We start from the raw sequence: 16,088 nt of genomic DNA on the forward strand, positions 1-16,088 counted from the left end.
TGCTACGGGCCAGATGCATGAAGTGACCGTTTCGACCGGCTACCAGGAACTCCCGAAAGAACGGGCGACCGGATCCTTTGTCGCCGTAGATAAGGCACTGATCAACCGGAGTGTAAGCACGGACATCCTGGCGCGGCTGAAAGATATGGTGCCCGGCCTGAGTTTCAACACCATAGGAACCAGGATCAGCATCCGCGGACAGAGCACCTTGTTTTCCAACGCCGATCCGCTGATCGTGGTGGATGGATTTCCGTACAACCAGCCTGTCGAAAATATCAACCCGAATGATGTAGTCAGCATCTCGGTGTTGAAGGATGCAGCAGCGGCTTCCATATGGGGTTCACGCGCGGGTAACGGCGTCATCGTGATCACGACCAATAAGGGGGCTTACAACCATCCCATGAAGGTATCGGTCAACAGCAACATAACCGTTGGCGGGCGGCCGGATCTGGATTACCAGCCGCAGATGTCATCCGCCGATTATATCGATATCGAAAAGCGGTTGTTTGCTGCCGGTTATTTCGACGCTGCCGCGCAATCCATCAACCATCAGCCGCTTTCCCCGGCGGTTGAACTGTTGTATGCACACCGGGATGGTTCATTGGATCAGTCTGCCCTGGATGCGCAGTTGCTGGCCTTATCCCAACAGGATGTGCGCAAAGACCTGAGCAGGTACTTTTATCGCCCAAGCGTCAACCAGCAACATGCCTTCAGCCTGGACGGCGGATCAGCCACCCAAAAATATTTCTTTTCCGCAGGATATGACAAGAACCTGGATAATGCCGTCGGCAACGGTTTCGACCGGCTGACGCTGAATGGCAGTAACACCTGGACAACACAGAATGGGCGCCTGAGCGTAAGCGCTGCCGGTTACCTGACGGAAACAAAAACTGCGCTTGATAACCCCGGCCCGCTGACCTGGAATAATGGCTACAAACTATTTCCTTATGCCACCCTTGCAGATGGCAGCGGTACGCCGCTGGCAGTAACGCACGACCTGCGGGAAGAGTTTGTGAATGCAGCACCTGCAGCTGGGTTACTCGACTGGCAATACCGGCCTTTGCAAGAGCTACGGACAGCCGACAATCACCAGCAGTCTACCGAGGTCCGTTTCAACACCGGGATCAAATACCGGTTGCTGCCGGGTTTAAGCACACAATTGTTGTATCAGTACGATCATTTGCTCTCGGATAGCAGGCACCTGTACGATCAGAACAGCTTCTTTGCCCGAAACATGATCAATCAATACACGCAGGTGGACCAGGATGGCGTATTATCCTTCCCGGTACCCAAAGGAGGGATCATCGATTTCGGAACGGGAACATCAGTCAACCACGACGGTCGTTTGCAATTGAATTATGATGGGAACTTTGGCAGCAAACATGAAGTATCCGCCATTGCCGGCTATGAGGTGCAAAGTCTCCGGGTGCAGGGCAACGAACATAGGGGCTATGGTTACGATGCGGAACATGGCACCATGCAGCAGATGGATGGCGTCGATTACTTTGGCTACTACGATAATCCCTATGGTGGTGATATCATTCCCCTAGGACTAACAGAGCGCGATGCAACCGACCATTACCTTTCCTACTATGCTAACGGGGCCTACACTTTTGATCGCCGGATCTCTGTTTCCGGCAGTGCCAGGTTGGACCGCTCAAATCTTTTCGGCGTAAACGCTAACCAGAAAGGGGTACCCTTGTGGTCAACCGGTACAGCCTGGGAGATCAGCAAGGAAAGGTTCTATCATTTGCAGTTCCTGCCCTATCTCAAACTCAGGGCAACTTATGGGTACAATGGCAATATCAACAAAAGCCTTTCTGCCTACACGACCGCAAGCTATTTCGATGGCAGCGGGAACATCACGCAACTGCCTTATGCTCAAATCATCAATCCGCCAAACCCGAACCTGCGCTGGGAACGCAACCGGCAGATCAACCTGGGTTTGGACTTCGCAACGGCACAAAACCGGATCAGCGGCACGATCGAGTTTTATTTCAAGAAGGGGCTCGATCTTATCGGCAATACCAGTTACCCGCCTTCCTCAGGGATCAGCCTGTTCCGGGGAAATAATGCTTCGACGTCCGGGCACGGATTTGACCTGAACCTCAGCAGCCGGAACCTGATGGGTGCCCTCCAGTGGTCGACGGTGTTTTTGGCCAGTTATGTGACCGATAAAGTCACGCAGTACGGGCAGGAATCTTACGCAAGTGATTTTCTGGAATCCGGCTATCTCGGCGGTTTTGCGCAGGCCGGCAGACCCTTGTTTGCGGTGTACAGTTATGCTTCCGCCGGACTGGACCCGAAAACCGGCGATCCACGTGGCTATGTCAACGGTCAGCCCAGCAGCGATTACGCTGCGATCATTAACGGTGCCACGCCCACCAATATCAAATATGACGGCCCATCAAGGCCGGTGGTTTTCGGCGCCCTGCGTAACACACTCGCCTACAAAGCGCTGAGCCTTTCATTCAACATCAGCTATCGCCTGGGTTACTATTTCCGCAGAAGCTCCATTTTCTATGGCAATGACCAGGGCCTATCCAGCCAGCATGGGGATTACGCCCTGCGCTGGCAAAAGCCGGGTGACGAGTTACACACCACTGTGCCTTCATTACCTGCCCAGACCAATCTGCAACGGGATCAATTTTACAGGCTTTCGTCCGACCTGGTCGACAAGGCCGATAACATCCGTTTGCAGGATGTCAATTTGAGCTATCGTTTTGCTAAAGGTAGCATTGTACTGTTACCCAGAGCAGACCTGCAGGTCTTCCTTTATGCGAACAACCTGGCAATACTTTACCGCGCCAACAAGAGCGGTCTTGATCCCGACGCAGGGAGCGGCTATCCCCAGCCAAGGACGATCGCCGGAGGATTACGCTTAACCTATTAACCAAAGAAAATGAAAATCACCGCCTTAAAAAAAATAGCATCGTGCTGTTTGTTCACCAGTATTCTTTTCATGGCTTGCAAAAAGGATTTTTTGGATACCCGTCCCGATAAATCCCTTTTGGTTCCGACGACATTGTCCGACCTGCGGTCATTGCTGGACAATACGCAGGTATTTAACAGCAGGTATAACCTGACCGCCATTGCGGATGGCGACTTCTTTACCGACGAAAATGGATTCTCCGCCTACTACCTGGACCAGGAGCGAAATAGCTATGTCTGGGCAAAGGAGATCTTTGCCGGTAACCTCACGCCGGACTGGACAAATGCTTACCAGCAAGTCTTTTATGCAAACGTGGTACTCGAAGGGATCGCCAGATTAAGCGCAGAGGATGCCCGGTCCGCGGAGGGAAAGGCCATAAAAGGCACGGCCCTTTTCCATCGTGCTTTTGCCTATTACGGCCTGCTCTGTGAGTTTACATCACCTTTTAACAAACAGAGCGCTGGTACCATGCCCGGTATTCCGCTCAAGTCAAAGGCAGATGTTACGGAGAAAGTAGGGAGGGGCACTGTCGAGGAAGTTTTCACCCGGATATGGTCGGATCTGAATGCCGCACGTACGTTGCTGCCGGCGACAACCGCCTATAAGACGAGACCGACCCTTACCTCGCTACAGGCATTGAAGGCAAGGATAGCCTTAAGTACCGCAGATTACGGGCAGGCTGAAAAGTTCGCGGACTCTGCGTTGCTGTCCAAAGGATCGCTGATGGATTACAATCTACTGAATCCGCAAGCCAGCCGGCCCTTCCCAAGAATATTGCCGAACGGAAATGATGAGGCTATATTTTATACGGCCCTGAACCCTTACAGTTTTAACCTTGCTTCCTCAGCAACCTATATCGACACCGCGCTATATGATAGTTACGATGCACATGATCTGCGTAAGCAAATTTTCTTTCAGCAAAAGTCGGCAGGCAGGTATCAGTTCAAAGGGAATTACACCGGCACGCTGGCACTTTTCGGCGGGCTTGCAACGGACGAGCTTTACCTGATCAGGGCGGAATGCCGGGCACGGACAGGGAATACCCAGGCGGCATTAACCGATCTCAACGCCTTACTGGTCAAGCGGTGGGAGAAGGGGTATTTCAAGCCGCTGCAATCCAACGATGCGGGCCAGGTTTTGGGGTGGGTCATTGCGGAGCGCCGCAAAGAACTTATAGGCCGGAACCTGAGATGGGAAGATCTGAGAAGATTGAACCAGGAAAACCGCTTCAGCGTCACATTGCTCCGGTCGATCAACGGACAGCGATATGAACTGGCGCCCAATGACAAGCGGTATGCTTACCCGATCCCTGACATGGAAGTGAAATTAAACGGCCTGGTACAGAATGAACGGTAAAAACAGGCTGCCGGCATCCGGCAGCCTGCAAATACTACAAACCGCTGAAAGTACCGCTAGTGGTGCTGATCGGGTTGGCAGGGTTCACATTTGGGTTTTGGTTCTGCGGATAAGTGGCCGTACAAACCGCAGATGAGCTGGTACAGCTGTAATCTGCGGGCGTCTTGCCGGTCAGATCGACATAAGAACCATCGCTGCGATGACCCCACACCTTGTTGGCAAAATGTGAAGGTGCCGCAGCACTGATTAGTGCGGAACCCACGCCTAGGATCATAGCGACTGCGGCCATTTTACTTTTTAAATTTTTCATGACGATGAACGCTTTTTTGCTAAAAAACGAACGAAAAACTTTAATGAATGACGGCCTACTCTTTTTGCAGGTTTTCGGCCTTACCCTGGCTGGTGACTATCCTAAGTCACGAGTATCGTATGCTGAAAGCCACAAGGCAGACGCTGAAATGGCTAGAAAGATGCTGTTGAAAACCAGGTGGCTGCCCCAGGAAAGACGTCCGAGCACGCCGCCGCAGGAGCAGGGAATCCTTTTCCAGAAATGGAGCAGCACCAGCAAGACATACAAGGTAAAGGCAGCCATCAGGATGGTGGCCAGCCATAATCCGAGTCGCTGCGTGCGGATAAAAGATAATAGTACGGCTGTCAGCAATTCCAGGGGTATCAGGATCCGCCAGAGGACCTCCGCAAGCCAGTGGGGAAACGACTGGTTGTACAACTGCCCGTAGAAATCATCTATGGCCAGCCATTTACTGGCAGCTGCATAGGCAAACAACAGGATCAAAGCTGAGGGGGCAAACTGTTTGATGAGATTATTCATAACAAGAGAAATGATTGACACAAAGAAAATGGCCCCGGTGAATGCAAAACAGTTACAAAAGGGTATAGGACTTTTAATGAATAAATGATGATCAACGAAGAATACACATTCTTAAAGCAAGTATTGGTCAGGGTGCCACTTTACACGGTAGATGACTATCAGCTTCATGCCATTGACAACTGGATCAGGCGCCAGGATTTCCTCAACGCCTTGTGGCTGGCCAGTCCGGATTTTTACCGGTCGCTTTCGTCTAAATCATTTGATTGGCAACTGCTAACGAGTGCTGAAAAAGCAACGCTACGAAAGTATTACAACCGGATGTGTTTCAGGGCAACGCCATTCGGCGCTTTTGCAGGCTTTTTGATGTCGGAATGGGGGGATCGGGATCAGCTAAAAATCGCCGGCGTTTCACAAAGTATCTTGCATCTGTTACCATCGAGCGAATGGGGAAGGGCGATTGCTGTCAGCCTCCGGGAGCACGCCGAAGATTATCAGCTTAGGCTCAATCCCACACTATTCCGGCTGGGTAGGGATTATTCTTTTGTGCGTTCATCTTTTGACGAAAATGGCAGGAGTTCTTTTTCTGTAGCCAGTATTCCGGGCGAACCACTGAACGACCGCATTGTGGAACTTACCGGTAAAGCTGCTGCGGACGCCAGCGAATTGATCAGGTCGATCGTCGATTGGACAGGGTGTAATTTGAAAGAGGGCGAAGATTACCTGAAATTTTTAATTGACACGGAGTTTCTGCTGACCGAGCACCATCCCGCTGTGATCGTTGGAGAGCGCTTTTTCGATGAAGCCCGTCAACAACCGGCTGTTTCCATACCATTTAGCGCTGACCTGGATCTCAGAGAAGCGACCGCAGGACTTTCCCGCTTTTCCGGGATAGAACAAAGCGGCCCCCTGCCGCTCTCCGATCGGATAACCTATGCCGGAATGGAAAGAATCCTGCTGGATGGATTGCTCTCCGCGGACTGGCAGCAGGAAATCTGCGCTGCGCTCGATTTGCTGCGCAAAATTATCATACCTTTTCCCACCCCCGCACTGGAAAAATTTAAACAGGCTTTTGAAGAGCGCTTCGAAAATCGCAAAGTGCCATTGCTGGAAGCGCTAGATCCTGACATAGGCATCGGTTATGCAGACCTGTATGCTTCTCCGCAGGACCCGCACTTGCTGAAGGATATTGTCTTCCCTGCCACGGAGGCGAGTCGTGCAAGCAGGGAGTGGAGCGATGTTCACCGCTTTTTCTTCCAGAAATGGCATGGAAATCTGTCAAGATCACAATTTGCGCCACTGGTTATCACAGCATCGGAAGCGCAGCAACTGGCTGTTCAAACCCCCGGCATGCCTATGCCGCCTTCTCTTAGCGTATTGTTTTCAAAAATACCCGGGAAAATTGTACTGGATAATAACGGCGGGGCAACGGCGACCGCATTGATCGGCAGATTCAATGTCTTTACCGATCAGATACGCGATTGGTGTAATGAGATTTCATCGGCTGAAACAAGCACCAATCCGGATGTGATCTTTGCCGAACTGCACCAGTTGTCAGATGTGCATACAGACAATATCAATATGCGGCGTCCGGTTTACGATTATCAGATACCGATCAACGTTTACCCGGAACATCATGATCAGCATGTGTTGATGCCGGGCGACCTGGCGCTTTCACTGGTGAACGGGGAGCTCATCCTGGAATCACTCAGCGAAAAAAAGCGTGTTGTTCCAAGGTTACCAACCGCTTTCAACTACCATCAAAATCAACTGGCGCTGTTCAGGTTCCTGGGTGACCTGCAATTTGAGGGCATCCGGGCAAACCTGAGCTTTGACCTGATGCGTTTATTTCCTGATCTGCCGTTTTATCCCAGAGTAGAATTTAACAGGACGATCATCAGTGTCGCGAGATGGGTCGTGAGCGAGGCTGAGGTCGCTGTACTGACCAATGAACCGCTTTCACTGGGCCGGCTACATCAGTTCAGACAGCATAGGGGCATGCCCCTGGTGGTCACGATAGGCATCAGCGATCAGCAACTGGTTTTCGATTTGGCCAACGATGAGGAAGCGTATTTTTTTCTGCGATCGCTTAAAAGAAAACAAGTGGTCATCGTGCGCGAACATTTGGACTGCGATCGTTCGGTATTGGTGGGAAAACAGCGGAGTGCGGCGCAGTTTGTTGCGGTCATGACGAACAATAACGCGACTTATCAGCGGTATGACACTGAATCCAGATCCCTTCAGCCAAACCTTCAGCGACAGTTCATTCCGGGATCGGAATGGATCTATTTCAAGATTTATGGAACGATGGAATCGGCTAACGGGGTGTTATCGCAGGTGATTTATCCTTTCATCAAAACACATGCTGCGTTACTTAATCAATGGTTTTTTATCCGTTACCATGATCATTCCGGCACACATCTTCGATTGCGGTTTCACACAGACATCGCTCAGGTTGCAGCATTGACCGTCGCTTTTACGAACTGTTTAGCCGACAACGAAGCGAAACACCTGATCAAAAAGGTTGTACAGGATACCTACGAGCGGGAGATCGAACGCTACAGCGAATCGCTGATGGAACTTTCCGAATCTTGTTTCCATGCTCAAAGTGATCTTTATTTGAACTGGCTGATTTCCGGCAAGCTGCAGCTCCATGAATCCAGCGAACTGATCATTTTCGGCTGGGTTTTCCGGATGGCGGGCGCTTTCTATGGGGGTAGTCAACTTGATCTTTTCTTACGGCTTCAAGCACAGCGCTTGTTCCGGGCTTTGGCCGGAAGTAAGCAGCTCAAAATTGAGTTGGATCAAAAACACCGCTTGTTAAACAAAGCGCTAAAAATACAGCTAGCGGAAATCAATGAACGACACAGAGACTCAGCGTCCGACTTTTTGAAAGATCGTGTTGATCGAATGGCGGGTGCTTCGAGCGAATGGCCCATAGAAAGAAGAATGATATTTCTGGCGGATCATATCCATATGCTCGTCAACCGCGCATACGCTACCCGTCAGCTTGAACATGAATTGATGATCTATCACTGCCTGGCAAAACATGTTCGTTCAGAAGCCGCCAGGAAAGTGGTCAGTCAGCGTGGGACCGCCTGCTGATGACCGCTTGTTCGCTCATCAGCTTAACAATTAACGGCCTGAACGTTACGCCGATCGGGATGTTCTGACCGGTCGTCATCTTGACGTGATCGGGTTCAACGGTGCGGAGATAATCACTGTTGATCACATACGAACGATGAACTTTGACAAAGGTAGTGGGCGGCAGGCTGTCCATCAGTTCACCAATGGTCAGGTAGGTCATGATGGTCTCCGTTTTGCAATGGATCTGAACGTAGTTGACAGCCGCGTTAATATAGATGATGTCACTCAAAAGAATCTTGTGAAATTTATGCTTTGCATCACCCTTAACAATGATCGATGAGTCTGCCGGCGTCGGTCCCGTAAAATGGCTCCGCTTAACTTTTTCTATCGCCTGAAGGAAGCGCGCATAGGAGATGGGTTTTAACAAGTAATCCACGGCGGAAAGCTCGAAAGCATCGAAGCTAAACTCTTTGAACGCCGTAATGAAGATGATGGCAATCTCTTTTTTTAACGAACACGCGATCTCGAGCCCCGAAATTTGCGGCATGTCGACATCGATCAGCAAAATATCCGGCGGGGCTTGTTCGAGCTTAGCGATGGCCTGCATCGGATTGGTATCGCTTCCAGCCAGCCGCAGGCCGCTGGTTTGTTTCACATAGGATTGCAGGGCCTTGACGGCGAATGGTTCATCATCGAGTATGAAAACGCTACGGGTCATAGTTGTATGGTTAATCTGGTTTCAAAGTGATCGCCATTGGAATCGGTGATCAGTAAAAAGCGGTCTTGATAAAAGTGTTCCAACCGGTGTCGCAGGTTGATCAGCCCCGTCGATTTTAAACGGGCAAAAGGGGAGGACCGCTTACACGCGTTCTTTGAAAAAAAGCTCAATTCACCGCTCGCTGAGAGCTTAATATCAATACAAGCTTTGCTGATGGATTGGTCGCCATGCTTATAGATATTCTCGACTAAGGTGATCAGCACCAAAGGTATCATTTGAAACTCGCCTATGGGTCCGGAAACGCTCAGCACCACCTGGTTTGGTATTCCCGACCGGATATCGTGGATTTTAATCAGGTTCCGTAGCTGTTCGATCTCATCAGATACCGCGACTTTCCGCTCAGGCGAACCGCTCTCCAATGAGAACCTGAGCGTATCTGTCAAAAGGATGATCATCTCAGCGCTCTTTCTGGAACGCCGGTGGATTGTCGTATGGATAAAATTCAAAACGTTGAAAAGAAGATGCGGATTAACCTGCTGACGAAGCAAGGCGTTTTCAGCGATAGCCAGTTTCGATTCAAGGAGCAAGGCCTTTTTTTCCGCCTCAAGACCTGCGATTTCCGATGCAGTCATTTTTCGTTCGTAATCCGACAGGCTGGAAGCGGCCCAGAACAAGGTTGCCAGCCCCATAAAAAACACGATGCGGTAAATGTTCAGTGCCATCAATTCGATGAAATCTTGGCCGGCCCAATGCGGGTCGCTCGTCAGTAACTGATCTACCAAACTTTTGAGCATCAAGAAAAAGACGATTTCAACCAGGACATATACCGTCAAGCGCAGGGGCTGCTGCAGATCGCCGTGAAAAGCGTTCAGCAAACTGACATGGGTATAGAACAAACCGATATTAATTAGGTAATAAAGGACTGTTTTGCCAATATCCAGCTGCTGATGAGCAGCAAAAACAATGCTTTGTTCGTACAACAATAAAGCTGCCCACCACCACAAATGCCTAAGCCGAAAGGTGCTTAAGCCTGTTAATGATGATCGTCTTCGTACAGACATTTTCATTGCTGTAATAATTACCGGTATTGGCGTAAAACTTTTCTGATAGAATAGATTATACAGTAAAATAGTAAAAAAAAGTCATGCAAAATTCAAAGATCAAACTTCCCGAAAAAAAAGCCAACATCAGGTTCACTTTTAAAGCCGGTATGCCACTCATCGCAACATCAACCCGATCACAAGGCGATCCGACAAACACCTGTACCACTATTTTGACCACAACGCACTTTATGTAAGTTAGTCAAAATTTGTCATGAGCGCCAAACTTTTGGACAATGCGGAATTTTTTGAAATGATCATCGATGAGCTATCGATGAATACCTCATCCGAAAGTTCCCTCGCAAAAATCAGCGCTTCAGCGGCAAGGATCCAACATAACTGGATCCTTGCTTTTGCTTCAAATGTTTCCGATCAATTACTTACACGATATTTTACTTCGCAGCTAAGATCATTAAGTAAGTTAGGGTCCTGCATGACCTCCTTGTTGGATTATCCCTCCCTTGATCGTTTATCAGATACATTTATACGGGGCTATTTCTCTTGCGTAGAACCGGGTGCTTTACTCGACGATTGGCTGCTCGCCAAGTTGACAGCACCCTTAACAGATCAGACGCAGCAAGTAAGGGAAATGGTGGCTAACGAATTAGCATCCGGACCGGTCAGTGAATTTTTAAGCCGATATGTTGACGAATGCAGCGGAAAAACTAAGCTTCCTATTACTGTCGGCCAGTTTCGTTATTTTCAAATTGTCATCTTTCGACTCTATCATGAGTTTAACAGCGGCTCCGTTATTGCTGATCGCCTGACCGACCTCTTCATTGCCCTCGAATTTAATCAATTTGAGATTTTTATTGATGCACAAGAGCTCATCCAACGAAGGCTGTCTGCCTTATCCGGTGATGATTGGTCTTCAGAGATCGGTAAACTGGAAAGTTTTTACCGGTTTCAATCGAAAGGAGATGTACCCAGGTATGATCCCCGCTGGCCTCCTTTATCGGCAATGATCGCCGAATGGCTGGCAGAAGAAATTGCAAAAGCCAAAGCTTGTGCTGAAAGTGCAAGAAAAGTATTAAAAGGGAACGTCTTAAAACTGCAATTGAAACTGTCGCTGGCACAATTGGCATTACTCGTCAGGTTACTGCACAAATCCGACGTTTTCGGCGGCATACAGATCAATAGTATTTTTCGATTTTTCTGCCGGCATTTTTCGACAAAGCGACAAGCGGAAATCTCCGAAAGGGGGTTCAGCAAGGAATATTACGCGAAGGATATGGTTACCGCGGTCGAAATCCGGGCATTGCTGACCAAAATGATCAAGCAGATCAATACGGATTATTTCCCGGCAATGGCTGTAATTTGTGCAGCAATTTTTCCTTGCTGAGCAAGTTGATCAATTCCGTAAACCAGGTATAATCGAAACCCGGCTTCTCCTGCAAGACTGCCGGAGCGGTGTCAATGATCTCCTGCAGACTTCGAAAATTCATCTGCAAGCATTTTCCTTTGAAAGCGCTTGAAGCGTCAAGTTGCTCAATCGCGCAATGCAGTATATGTACTTCGATATTGGTCATCACCGATAGGGTAAATATAATTTAAATCGATCATATATGAGCGATTTTTTTGCAATATAATGCGGCCAGTCAAACGCTCCCGACTTATTCCCGGCCGATCTTTTTAGCGTCCAAGCACAGCGAACCGGCTTTTGAAAGATCATGGGGAATCTTACGAGAAGATCAACCTAAAATAGCTCATATATGAGCGGAATAATTTTTTTGGTTTACTTGATTTTCGGTTTGATGAACGACCGGGCCAAGGAGATCAATAAAATATTTGGTATTCAGTTGCGGGACGCCCGTAGGGAAAAGGGTTTAACGCAGCATGAATTGTGGTTGCTGTCGGACATTGCCACCTCTCAGATCGGCAAGATTGAAAGAGGAGTTGCAAACCCAACTTTAGCTACCATGGTCGCATTGGCCGATGCGCTTAAGGTACCCGTCGGCGAACTCATGTCTCCAAAGGCTTAATCCAGTTGATCATCGTCGCTTAATTCCAAGAGGCTAAACCGCGTTGCCAGAATAGCTTGCTGACGCTCACGCAAATTTCCCGCCTGCTTACCTGTCGACTCGGGATTTTACACCATGGAGTAACATTCGATTATTATGGATACAGCATAAACAAATTTCAATGACCAGTGAGTTGTCGACATCCAGGCAAATTAATGATGCCCGGGTCGCGCTTTGCAGCATAGGAGGGTCTTCATTGCGTTCTATCTTAGAATGCCCTCAAACGAAATATCGATGTTCTCCGGCGTTAGAACGGAAAAGCGCCTGGAGTCTTACCTCATAGCGATACTGCTGCTTTATTGCGTCATGACCAGTCCCCCGATCAGCTCAAAAGTCAATCACGCCAAACGCCCGTTTAAAAAGTCCAGGTGCAAGCGTGGAAGGGTTGATAGTGCATCATGACTGATCTACATGGGTTACTTCGACAAGATTCTAAAGACCATCCATACCGGCTTTACTTTTAAAGACAGCTAAGGAATTCTGATCGTTTTGAGCAAGCTTACGGTTTTTTTGGTAAATTGTTTCCGGAATCAGGTATGCAGCAACTTGTTGATTTGATACGGTCGAAGGTCTTTGTGACCGATGATGAACTCGCTGAAATTCTGGCCGGTTTTGAGCTTAAACCCTTGCGAAAAGGGCAATTGTTGCTGAAACGCGGTCAGACAGCTTCCTATTATTACTTCTTGAGCATAGGAGCACTGCGCTTTTATTATCATGATCAACTAGAGCTTACTGCCTGGATCGTGCAGCCCGGTGAGTTTTTTGCTGAAATTTCCAGTCTTAACCCAGGATTGCCCACCCGGTTCAATATCGAAGCGGTAACAGACACTGAACTATATTGTATCCATCAGGACCGTATGGATCTGCTGTATAAGCAATTCCCTGCCTGGCAGGAATTTGGCCGTAAGACCTGGGAAGGAATGGCCGTCCGGATGATCGATGAAATTATCAGCTTTCAGACCATGACCGTCGAGGAACGATACCGGTCCTTTCTGCAAAAGCCAGGTTTCATGCAGCTGATCTCCGTTAGGCAATTGGCTTCTTATCTGGGGATCACCCCGAATGCGCTAAGCCGTATCCGTAAAAATCTCCGTTAATCATTTATCTACCAAATGGTAGTTTCACCGGTGCTGCTGCTCCATAGTTTTGTAGGACAAATCTTATGAAACGATGAGCAATATTATTTTAATAGCCGGTGCTACAGGGGATCTGGGCGGCCGGCTGTCCAAACACCTGATTGGCAAAGGCGCTCAGGTACGGGCCCTGGTCAGAGAGGAAAGCGATCCCGTCAAAGTCGGGAATCTTCGGCAGTCCGGTGTGGAGGTCATCCCGCTCTGCTTCGCGGATGAATCCGGATTGATAGCAGCCTGTCAGGGCGTTTCCTGCGTGGTATCTGTACTTGCGGGCCTTCGTGAGGCGATCGTCACAGCGCAACAGCAATTGCTGGACGCAGCCGTGAAGGCGGGTGTTCCCCGGTTTATTCCCTCTGATTTTTGTACCGATTTCACACAGCTCATGCCGGGTGATAACAGGAATTTCGACCTGCGCATGGAGTTCAAGTCTATACTTGACAGCCGTCCGATCCGGGCTACTTCGGTATTCAATGGCGCTTTCACTTACGTTTTAAACCATGATATCCCGCTGCTGGACACCAGGACGAAAACCATCGCTGATTATGAGGGTAAAGCGGATTGGCGGATCGACTTTACCTCCATAGCAGACACAGCGGCTTTCACCGCATCGGCCGCACTGGACGATGATGCGCCGAGATTGCTGCGGATTGCAGGTTTTCAAGTCAGTCCCAATGAATTGGTCGCGCTCAGCGGGCGTGTTTTTGACCAACCATTTGCATTAAAAAGCCAGGGTTCTTTACCGGAATTCGCTGCCTATATCAAAAAAGTGCGCGCTGATCAACCACAAGGAGAAAGTCAGTTGTACCCGCAATGGCAACAGATGCAATATCTGTACAGCATGTTTGCAGCACATCATCATGCCGTCGACAACGACCGGTACCCTGATATCGACTGGCAAACAGCAGCAGGAACACTAGAAAAAATCAAAAACAAAAAAATAGCCTAATATGGAACAATCATTCAGTGATGCAGAACTCATCCGGTCATGGCCAGGCTTTTCCAGCCATCAGGTCGAGGTCAACGGGACAAAGCTGCACTATGTGCAAGGCGGCACAGGACCGGTATTGCTTTGCCTGCCAGGCTGGCCGCAAACCTGGTATTCCTATCGCTCCGTGGCGCTGCCACTGGCAGGTCAATACACAGTGATCGTTGTCGATATTCGTGGCATGGGGAGTTCAGCCACGCCACCTGCAGGTTACGATAAGAAAACCATGGCCACCGATATTTACCGGCTGATGGGCTTACTGGGTATCGGCCGGGCTAACGTATTGGGGCATGATATCGGCGGTATGGTGGCCGCCAGTCTGGCGCATAATTATCCAGATGTTGTAGAACGCCTGATCCTGGCGGACGGCCTGCATCCCAATGAAGGGACCATGCAAATGAAACTGATCCCGGACCCCGGAACCTTTGGTGATAAGATAGACCAGCAACAACCTTACACCTGGTGGATGAGCTTTAACCAGGTAAAGGACCTGCCTGAAAAACTACTGGAAGGTCGTTACCGCTTTCTACTTGACTGGCTTTTCGGCTATGTGATGGTAGACGATTCAAAAATGCCGGATTTTGAAAGGAATATTTATGCTTCCGTATACGATCAGCCGGAGCGCATCCGGGCGTCTAACGCCTGGTATCAGGCTTTTAATCAGGATATAGCGGATGCCCAGCATTATTCCAGGTTGCAGATGCCAGTTCTCGGTATCGCCAGCAACGTATCATATGGCTATTACCAATATGCATTGCCGGCCATAGCAGATGATCATCAGCTCGTTCACCTGGAAAGTACAGGTCACTACATGTTTGAAGAGAATCCTCTAGCAGTTTATGAAGCGATCATCGCCTTTTTAGCTCATGAGCATCACTAGCATCTTACAGCCTCCTTTTAAACACGACAGACTTTGCGGGCGGAAAGCTAAATCCTCCTGGAGGATTCCGGGGGGATTTGATGATTCGCGCAATGATATATCAATCACGGGCAATCAACTTTACCTCCCGGTGCTTTCCGTTACCAGACAATTTGAACCGCTCATCCGCGGGTATCACCAACGGGTTAAATAGCGATAGCCATCCGGCTTTGATGACGCAACAATGCGTACGATATGGCGAGGCGAAGCGCAAAAATTGGCTGCTATCCAAAATCAGCCGCTTGCATGAAGCGGTCAATGCGATTAATTAATAGTCAATATTGCTCAAATTTCATGCGACATCAACGGTCTGAAATTTTGACTTCAATCAACTACGCCTTTTTGCGCGTATCCTGCTCAAGGTCTCCGGCGTCATGCAAAGGTAAGAAGCAATGTGTCCCAGGTTCGCATATTGGAGGATAAGCGGATGTGTAGCCAGCAATAGGCGATAGCGTTCATACGGGTTTTTAGTCCTAAGCAAGATCAAGCGCTCTTCTGCCAGCATCAGGTACTTTTCAGCAACTAACCGTCCATGGTAATTAGATTCCGGGAACTCGGCATAAAGGGTCTGAACCTGCGTCCAGGTCATCAGGATGAGGTCTGAAGTTTGCAGCAATTCGATACTTTCCCTGGCAGGACATTGCTTGTAAAAGCTGGTGATGGATAACATCACATTTTTCTCATGCATGAACCAGGTGTTGTGTTCCCGGCCCTGCTCATCGGTATAGTAGCCCCGCGCTGCACCTTTGCAAATAAAATAAATGTTTTTTGCGGTCTCACCCTCTCTTAATAAAACCGTCTTTCTGGGCAGCGTGGTACTAATGGAGAACTCTCCGATTCGTCTCCACATCGCACCTGTTATCGGCGCAATGAACGTGAGCATTTGATAAAGATCGTCAAGCGCATCTGGATTGTTTAAATCGATCATTGTTTTTTGATTTAGGTCAACTAATAAATAACATTCACTGTGATAACTTAGCATAGTGAATGGTTTATTAGTTAACCCTTTGA

At 48.9% G+C, this 16,088-nt stretch carries 15 protein-coding genes; 9 read left to right on the top strand and 6 right to left on the bottom strand.

All coding sequences use genetic code 11. The features are described from left to right. Nucleotides 1-13: 13 nt before the first annotated feature. Nucleotides 14-2,893 (top strand): SusC/RagA family TonB-linked outer membrane protein, encoded by a 2,880-nt coding sequence (locus tag INP83_RS11550; RefSeq protein ID WP_255563131.1) that lies wholly within the window; start codon nt 14-16, stop codon nt 2,891-2,893. Between the two features lie 69 nt (nt 2,894-2,962). Next, a complete protein-coding gene (locus INP83_RS11555; RefSeq protein ID WP_255563311.1) occupies nt 2,963-4,288 on the top strand; it encodes a RagB/SusD family nutrient uptake outer membrane protein in 1,326 nt (441 codons plus the stop codon). Nucleotides 4,289-4,322: 34 nt separating this feature from the next. On the opposite strand, the gene INP83_RS11560 is transcribed toward INP83_RS11555, so the two are convergent. Continuing rightward, complete coding sequence (locus tag INP83_RS11560) at nt 4,323-4,577, bottom strand: hypothetical protein (protein WP_219124113.1); 255 nt, start codon at nt 4,575-4,577, stop codon at nt 4,323-4,325. A gap of 117 nt (nt 4,578-4,694) precedes the next feature. Beyond that, the gene (locus INP83_RS11565) at nt 4,695-5,117 is read right to left on the bottom strand and encodes a MauE/DoxX family redox-associated membrane protein (protein ID WP_219124115.1); all 423 of its coding nucleotides are present in this window, start codon (nt 5,115-5,117) and stop codon (nt 4,695-4,697) included. Nucleotides 5,118-5,201: 84 nt separating this feature from the next. Here INP83_RS11565 and INP83_RS11570 point away from each other — a divergent pair, with 84 nt between their 5' ends. Next, complete coding sequence (locus INP83_RS11570) at nt 5,202-8,219, top strand: lantibiotic dehydratase (RefSeq protein ID WP_219124117.1); 3,018 nt, start codon at nt 5,202-5,204, stop codon at nt 8,217-8,219. Here the strand turns inward: INP83_RS11570 and INP83_RS11575 are convergent. After that, nucleotides 8,194-8,919 carry a LytTR family DNA-binding domain-containing protein gene (locus INP83_RS11575; RefSeq protein WP_219124118.1) on the bottom strand — a complete coding sequence of 242 codons (726 nt, stop codon included), beginning with the start codon at nt 8,917-8,919 and terminating at the stop codon, nt 8,194-8,196. The genes INP83_RS11570 and INP83_RS11575 overlap by 26 nt on opposite strands. Beyond that, nucleotides 8,916-9,986, bottom strand: coding sequence for a sensor histidine kinase (locus INP83_RS11580; protein ID WP_219124120.1), 1,071 nt, complete (start codon nt 9,984-9,986; stop codon nt 8,916-8,918). The genes INP83_RS11575 and INP83_RS11580 overlap by 4 nt, the downstream gene beginning before the upstream one ends. Nucleotides 9,987-10,063: 77 nt before the next feature. Between INP83_RS11580 and INP83_RS11585 the strand changes: the two genes are divergently transcribed. Then, nucleotides 10,064-10,216 carry a hypothetical protein gene (locus INP83_RS11585; RefSeq protein ID WP_219124121.1) on the top strand — a complete coding sequence of 51 codons (153 nt, stop codon included), beginning with the start codon at nt 10,064-10,066 and terminating at the stop codon, nt 10,214-10,216. Between the two features lie 17 nt (nt 10,217-10,233). After that, complete coding sequence (locus INP83_RS11590; RefSeq protein ID WP_219124122.1) at nt 10,234-11,361, top strand: hypothetical protein; 1,128 nt, start codon at nt 10,234-10,236, stop codon at nt 11,359-11,361. On the opposite strand, the gene INP83_RS11595 is transcribed toward INP83_RS11590, so the two are convergent. Next, on the bottom strand, nt 11,303-11,548 hold the full coding sequence (locus INP83_RS11595; protein ID WP_219124123.1) for a hypothetical protein: 246 nt from the start codon (nt 11,546-11,548) through the stop codon (nt 11,303-11,305). The two genes, INP83_RS11590 and INP83_RS11595, sit on opposite strands and share 59 nt — an antisense overlap. 183 nt (nt 11,549-11,731) lie before the next feature. On the opposite strand from INP83_RS11595, the gene INP83_RS11600 reads away from it, so the two are divergent. The 4 genes from INP83_RS11600 to INP83_RS11615 all read left to right on the top strand — a co-directional run bounded on the left by INP83_RS11600 (nt 11,732) and on the right by INP83_RS11615 (nt 15,038). Then, nucleotides 11,732-12,001: a helix-turn-helix domain-containing protein gene (locus INP83_RS11600; RefSeq protein WP_219124124.1), complete on the top strand. Its 270-nt coding sequence runs from the start codon at nt 11,732-11,734 to the stop codon at nt 11,999-12,001. Between the two features lie 575 nt (nt 12,002-12,576). After that, nucleotides 12,577-13,137 (top strand): Crp/Fnr family transcriptional regulator, encoded by a 561-nt coding sequence (locus INP83_RS11605; RefSeq protein ID WP_219124125.1) that lies wholly within the window; start codon nt 12,577-12,579, stop codon nt 13,135-13,137. Between the two features lie 73 nt (nt 13,138-13,210). Further along, nucleotides 13,211-14,119 carry an NmrA family NAD(P)-binding protein gene (locus tag INP83_RS11610; RefSeq protein ID WP_219124126.1) on the top strand — a complete coding sequence of 303 codons (909 nt, stop codon included), beginning with the start codon at nt 13,211-13,213 and terminating at the stop codon, nt 14,117-14,119. A 94-nt stretch (nt 14,120-14,213) separates the two neighbouring features. Next, nucleotides 14,214-15,038, top strand: a complete 825-nt coding sequence (locus tag INP83_RS11615; protein WP_255563132.1) for an alpha/beta fold hydrolase — start codon at nt 14,214-14,216, stop codon at nt 15,036-15,038. Nucleotides 15,039-15,405: 367 nt separating this feature from the next. Here INP83_RS11615 and INP83_RS11620 read toward each other — a convergent pair whose 3' ends face one another. After that, the gene (locus INP83_RS11620) at nt 15,406-16,005 is read right to left on the bottom strand and encodes a Crp/Fnr family transcriptional regulator (protein WP_219124129.1); all 600 of its coding nucleotides are present in this window, start codon (nt 16,003-16,005) and stop codon (nt 15,406-15,408) included. Between the last annotated feature and the right edge of the window lie 83 nt (nt 16,006-16,088).

Origin of the sequence: Mucilaginibacter sp. 21P (genome assembly GCF_019331605.1) — a bacterium.
Classification (GTDB): Bacteria; Bacteroidota; Bacteroidia; order Sphingobacteriales; family Sphingobacteriaceae; genus Mucilaginibacter; species Mucilaginibacter achroorhodeus.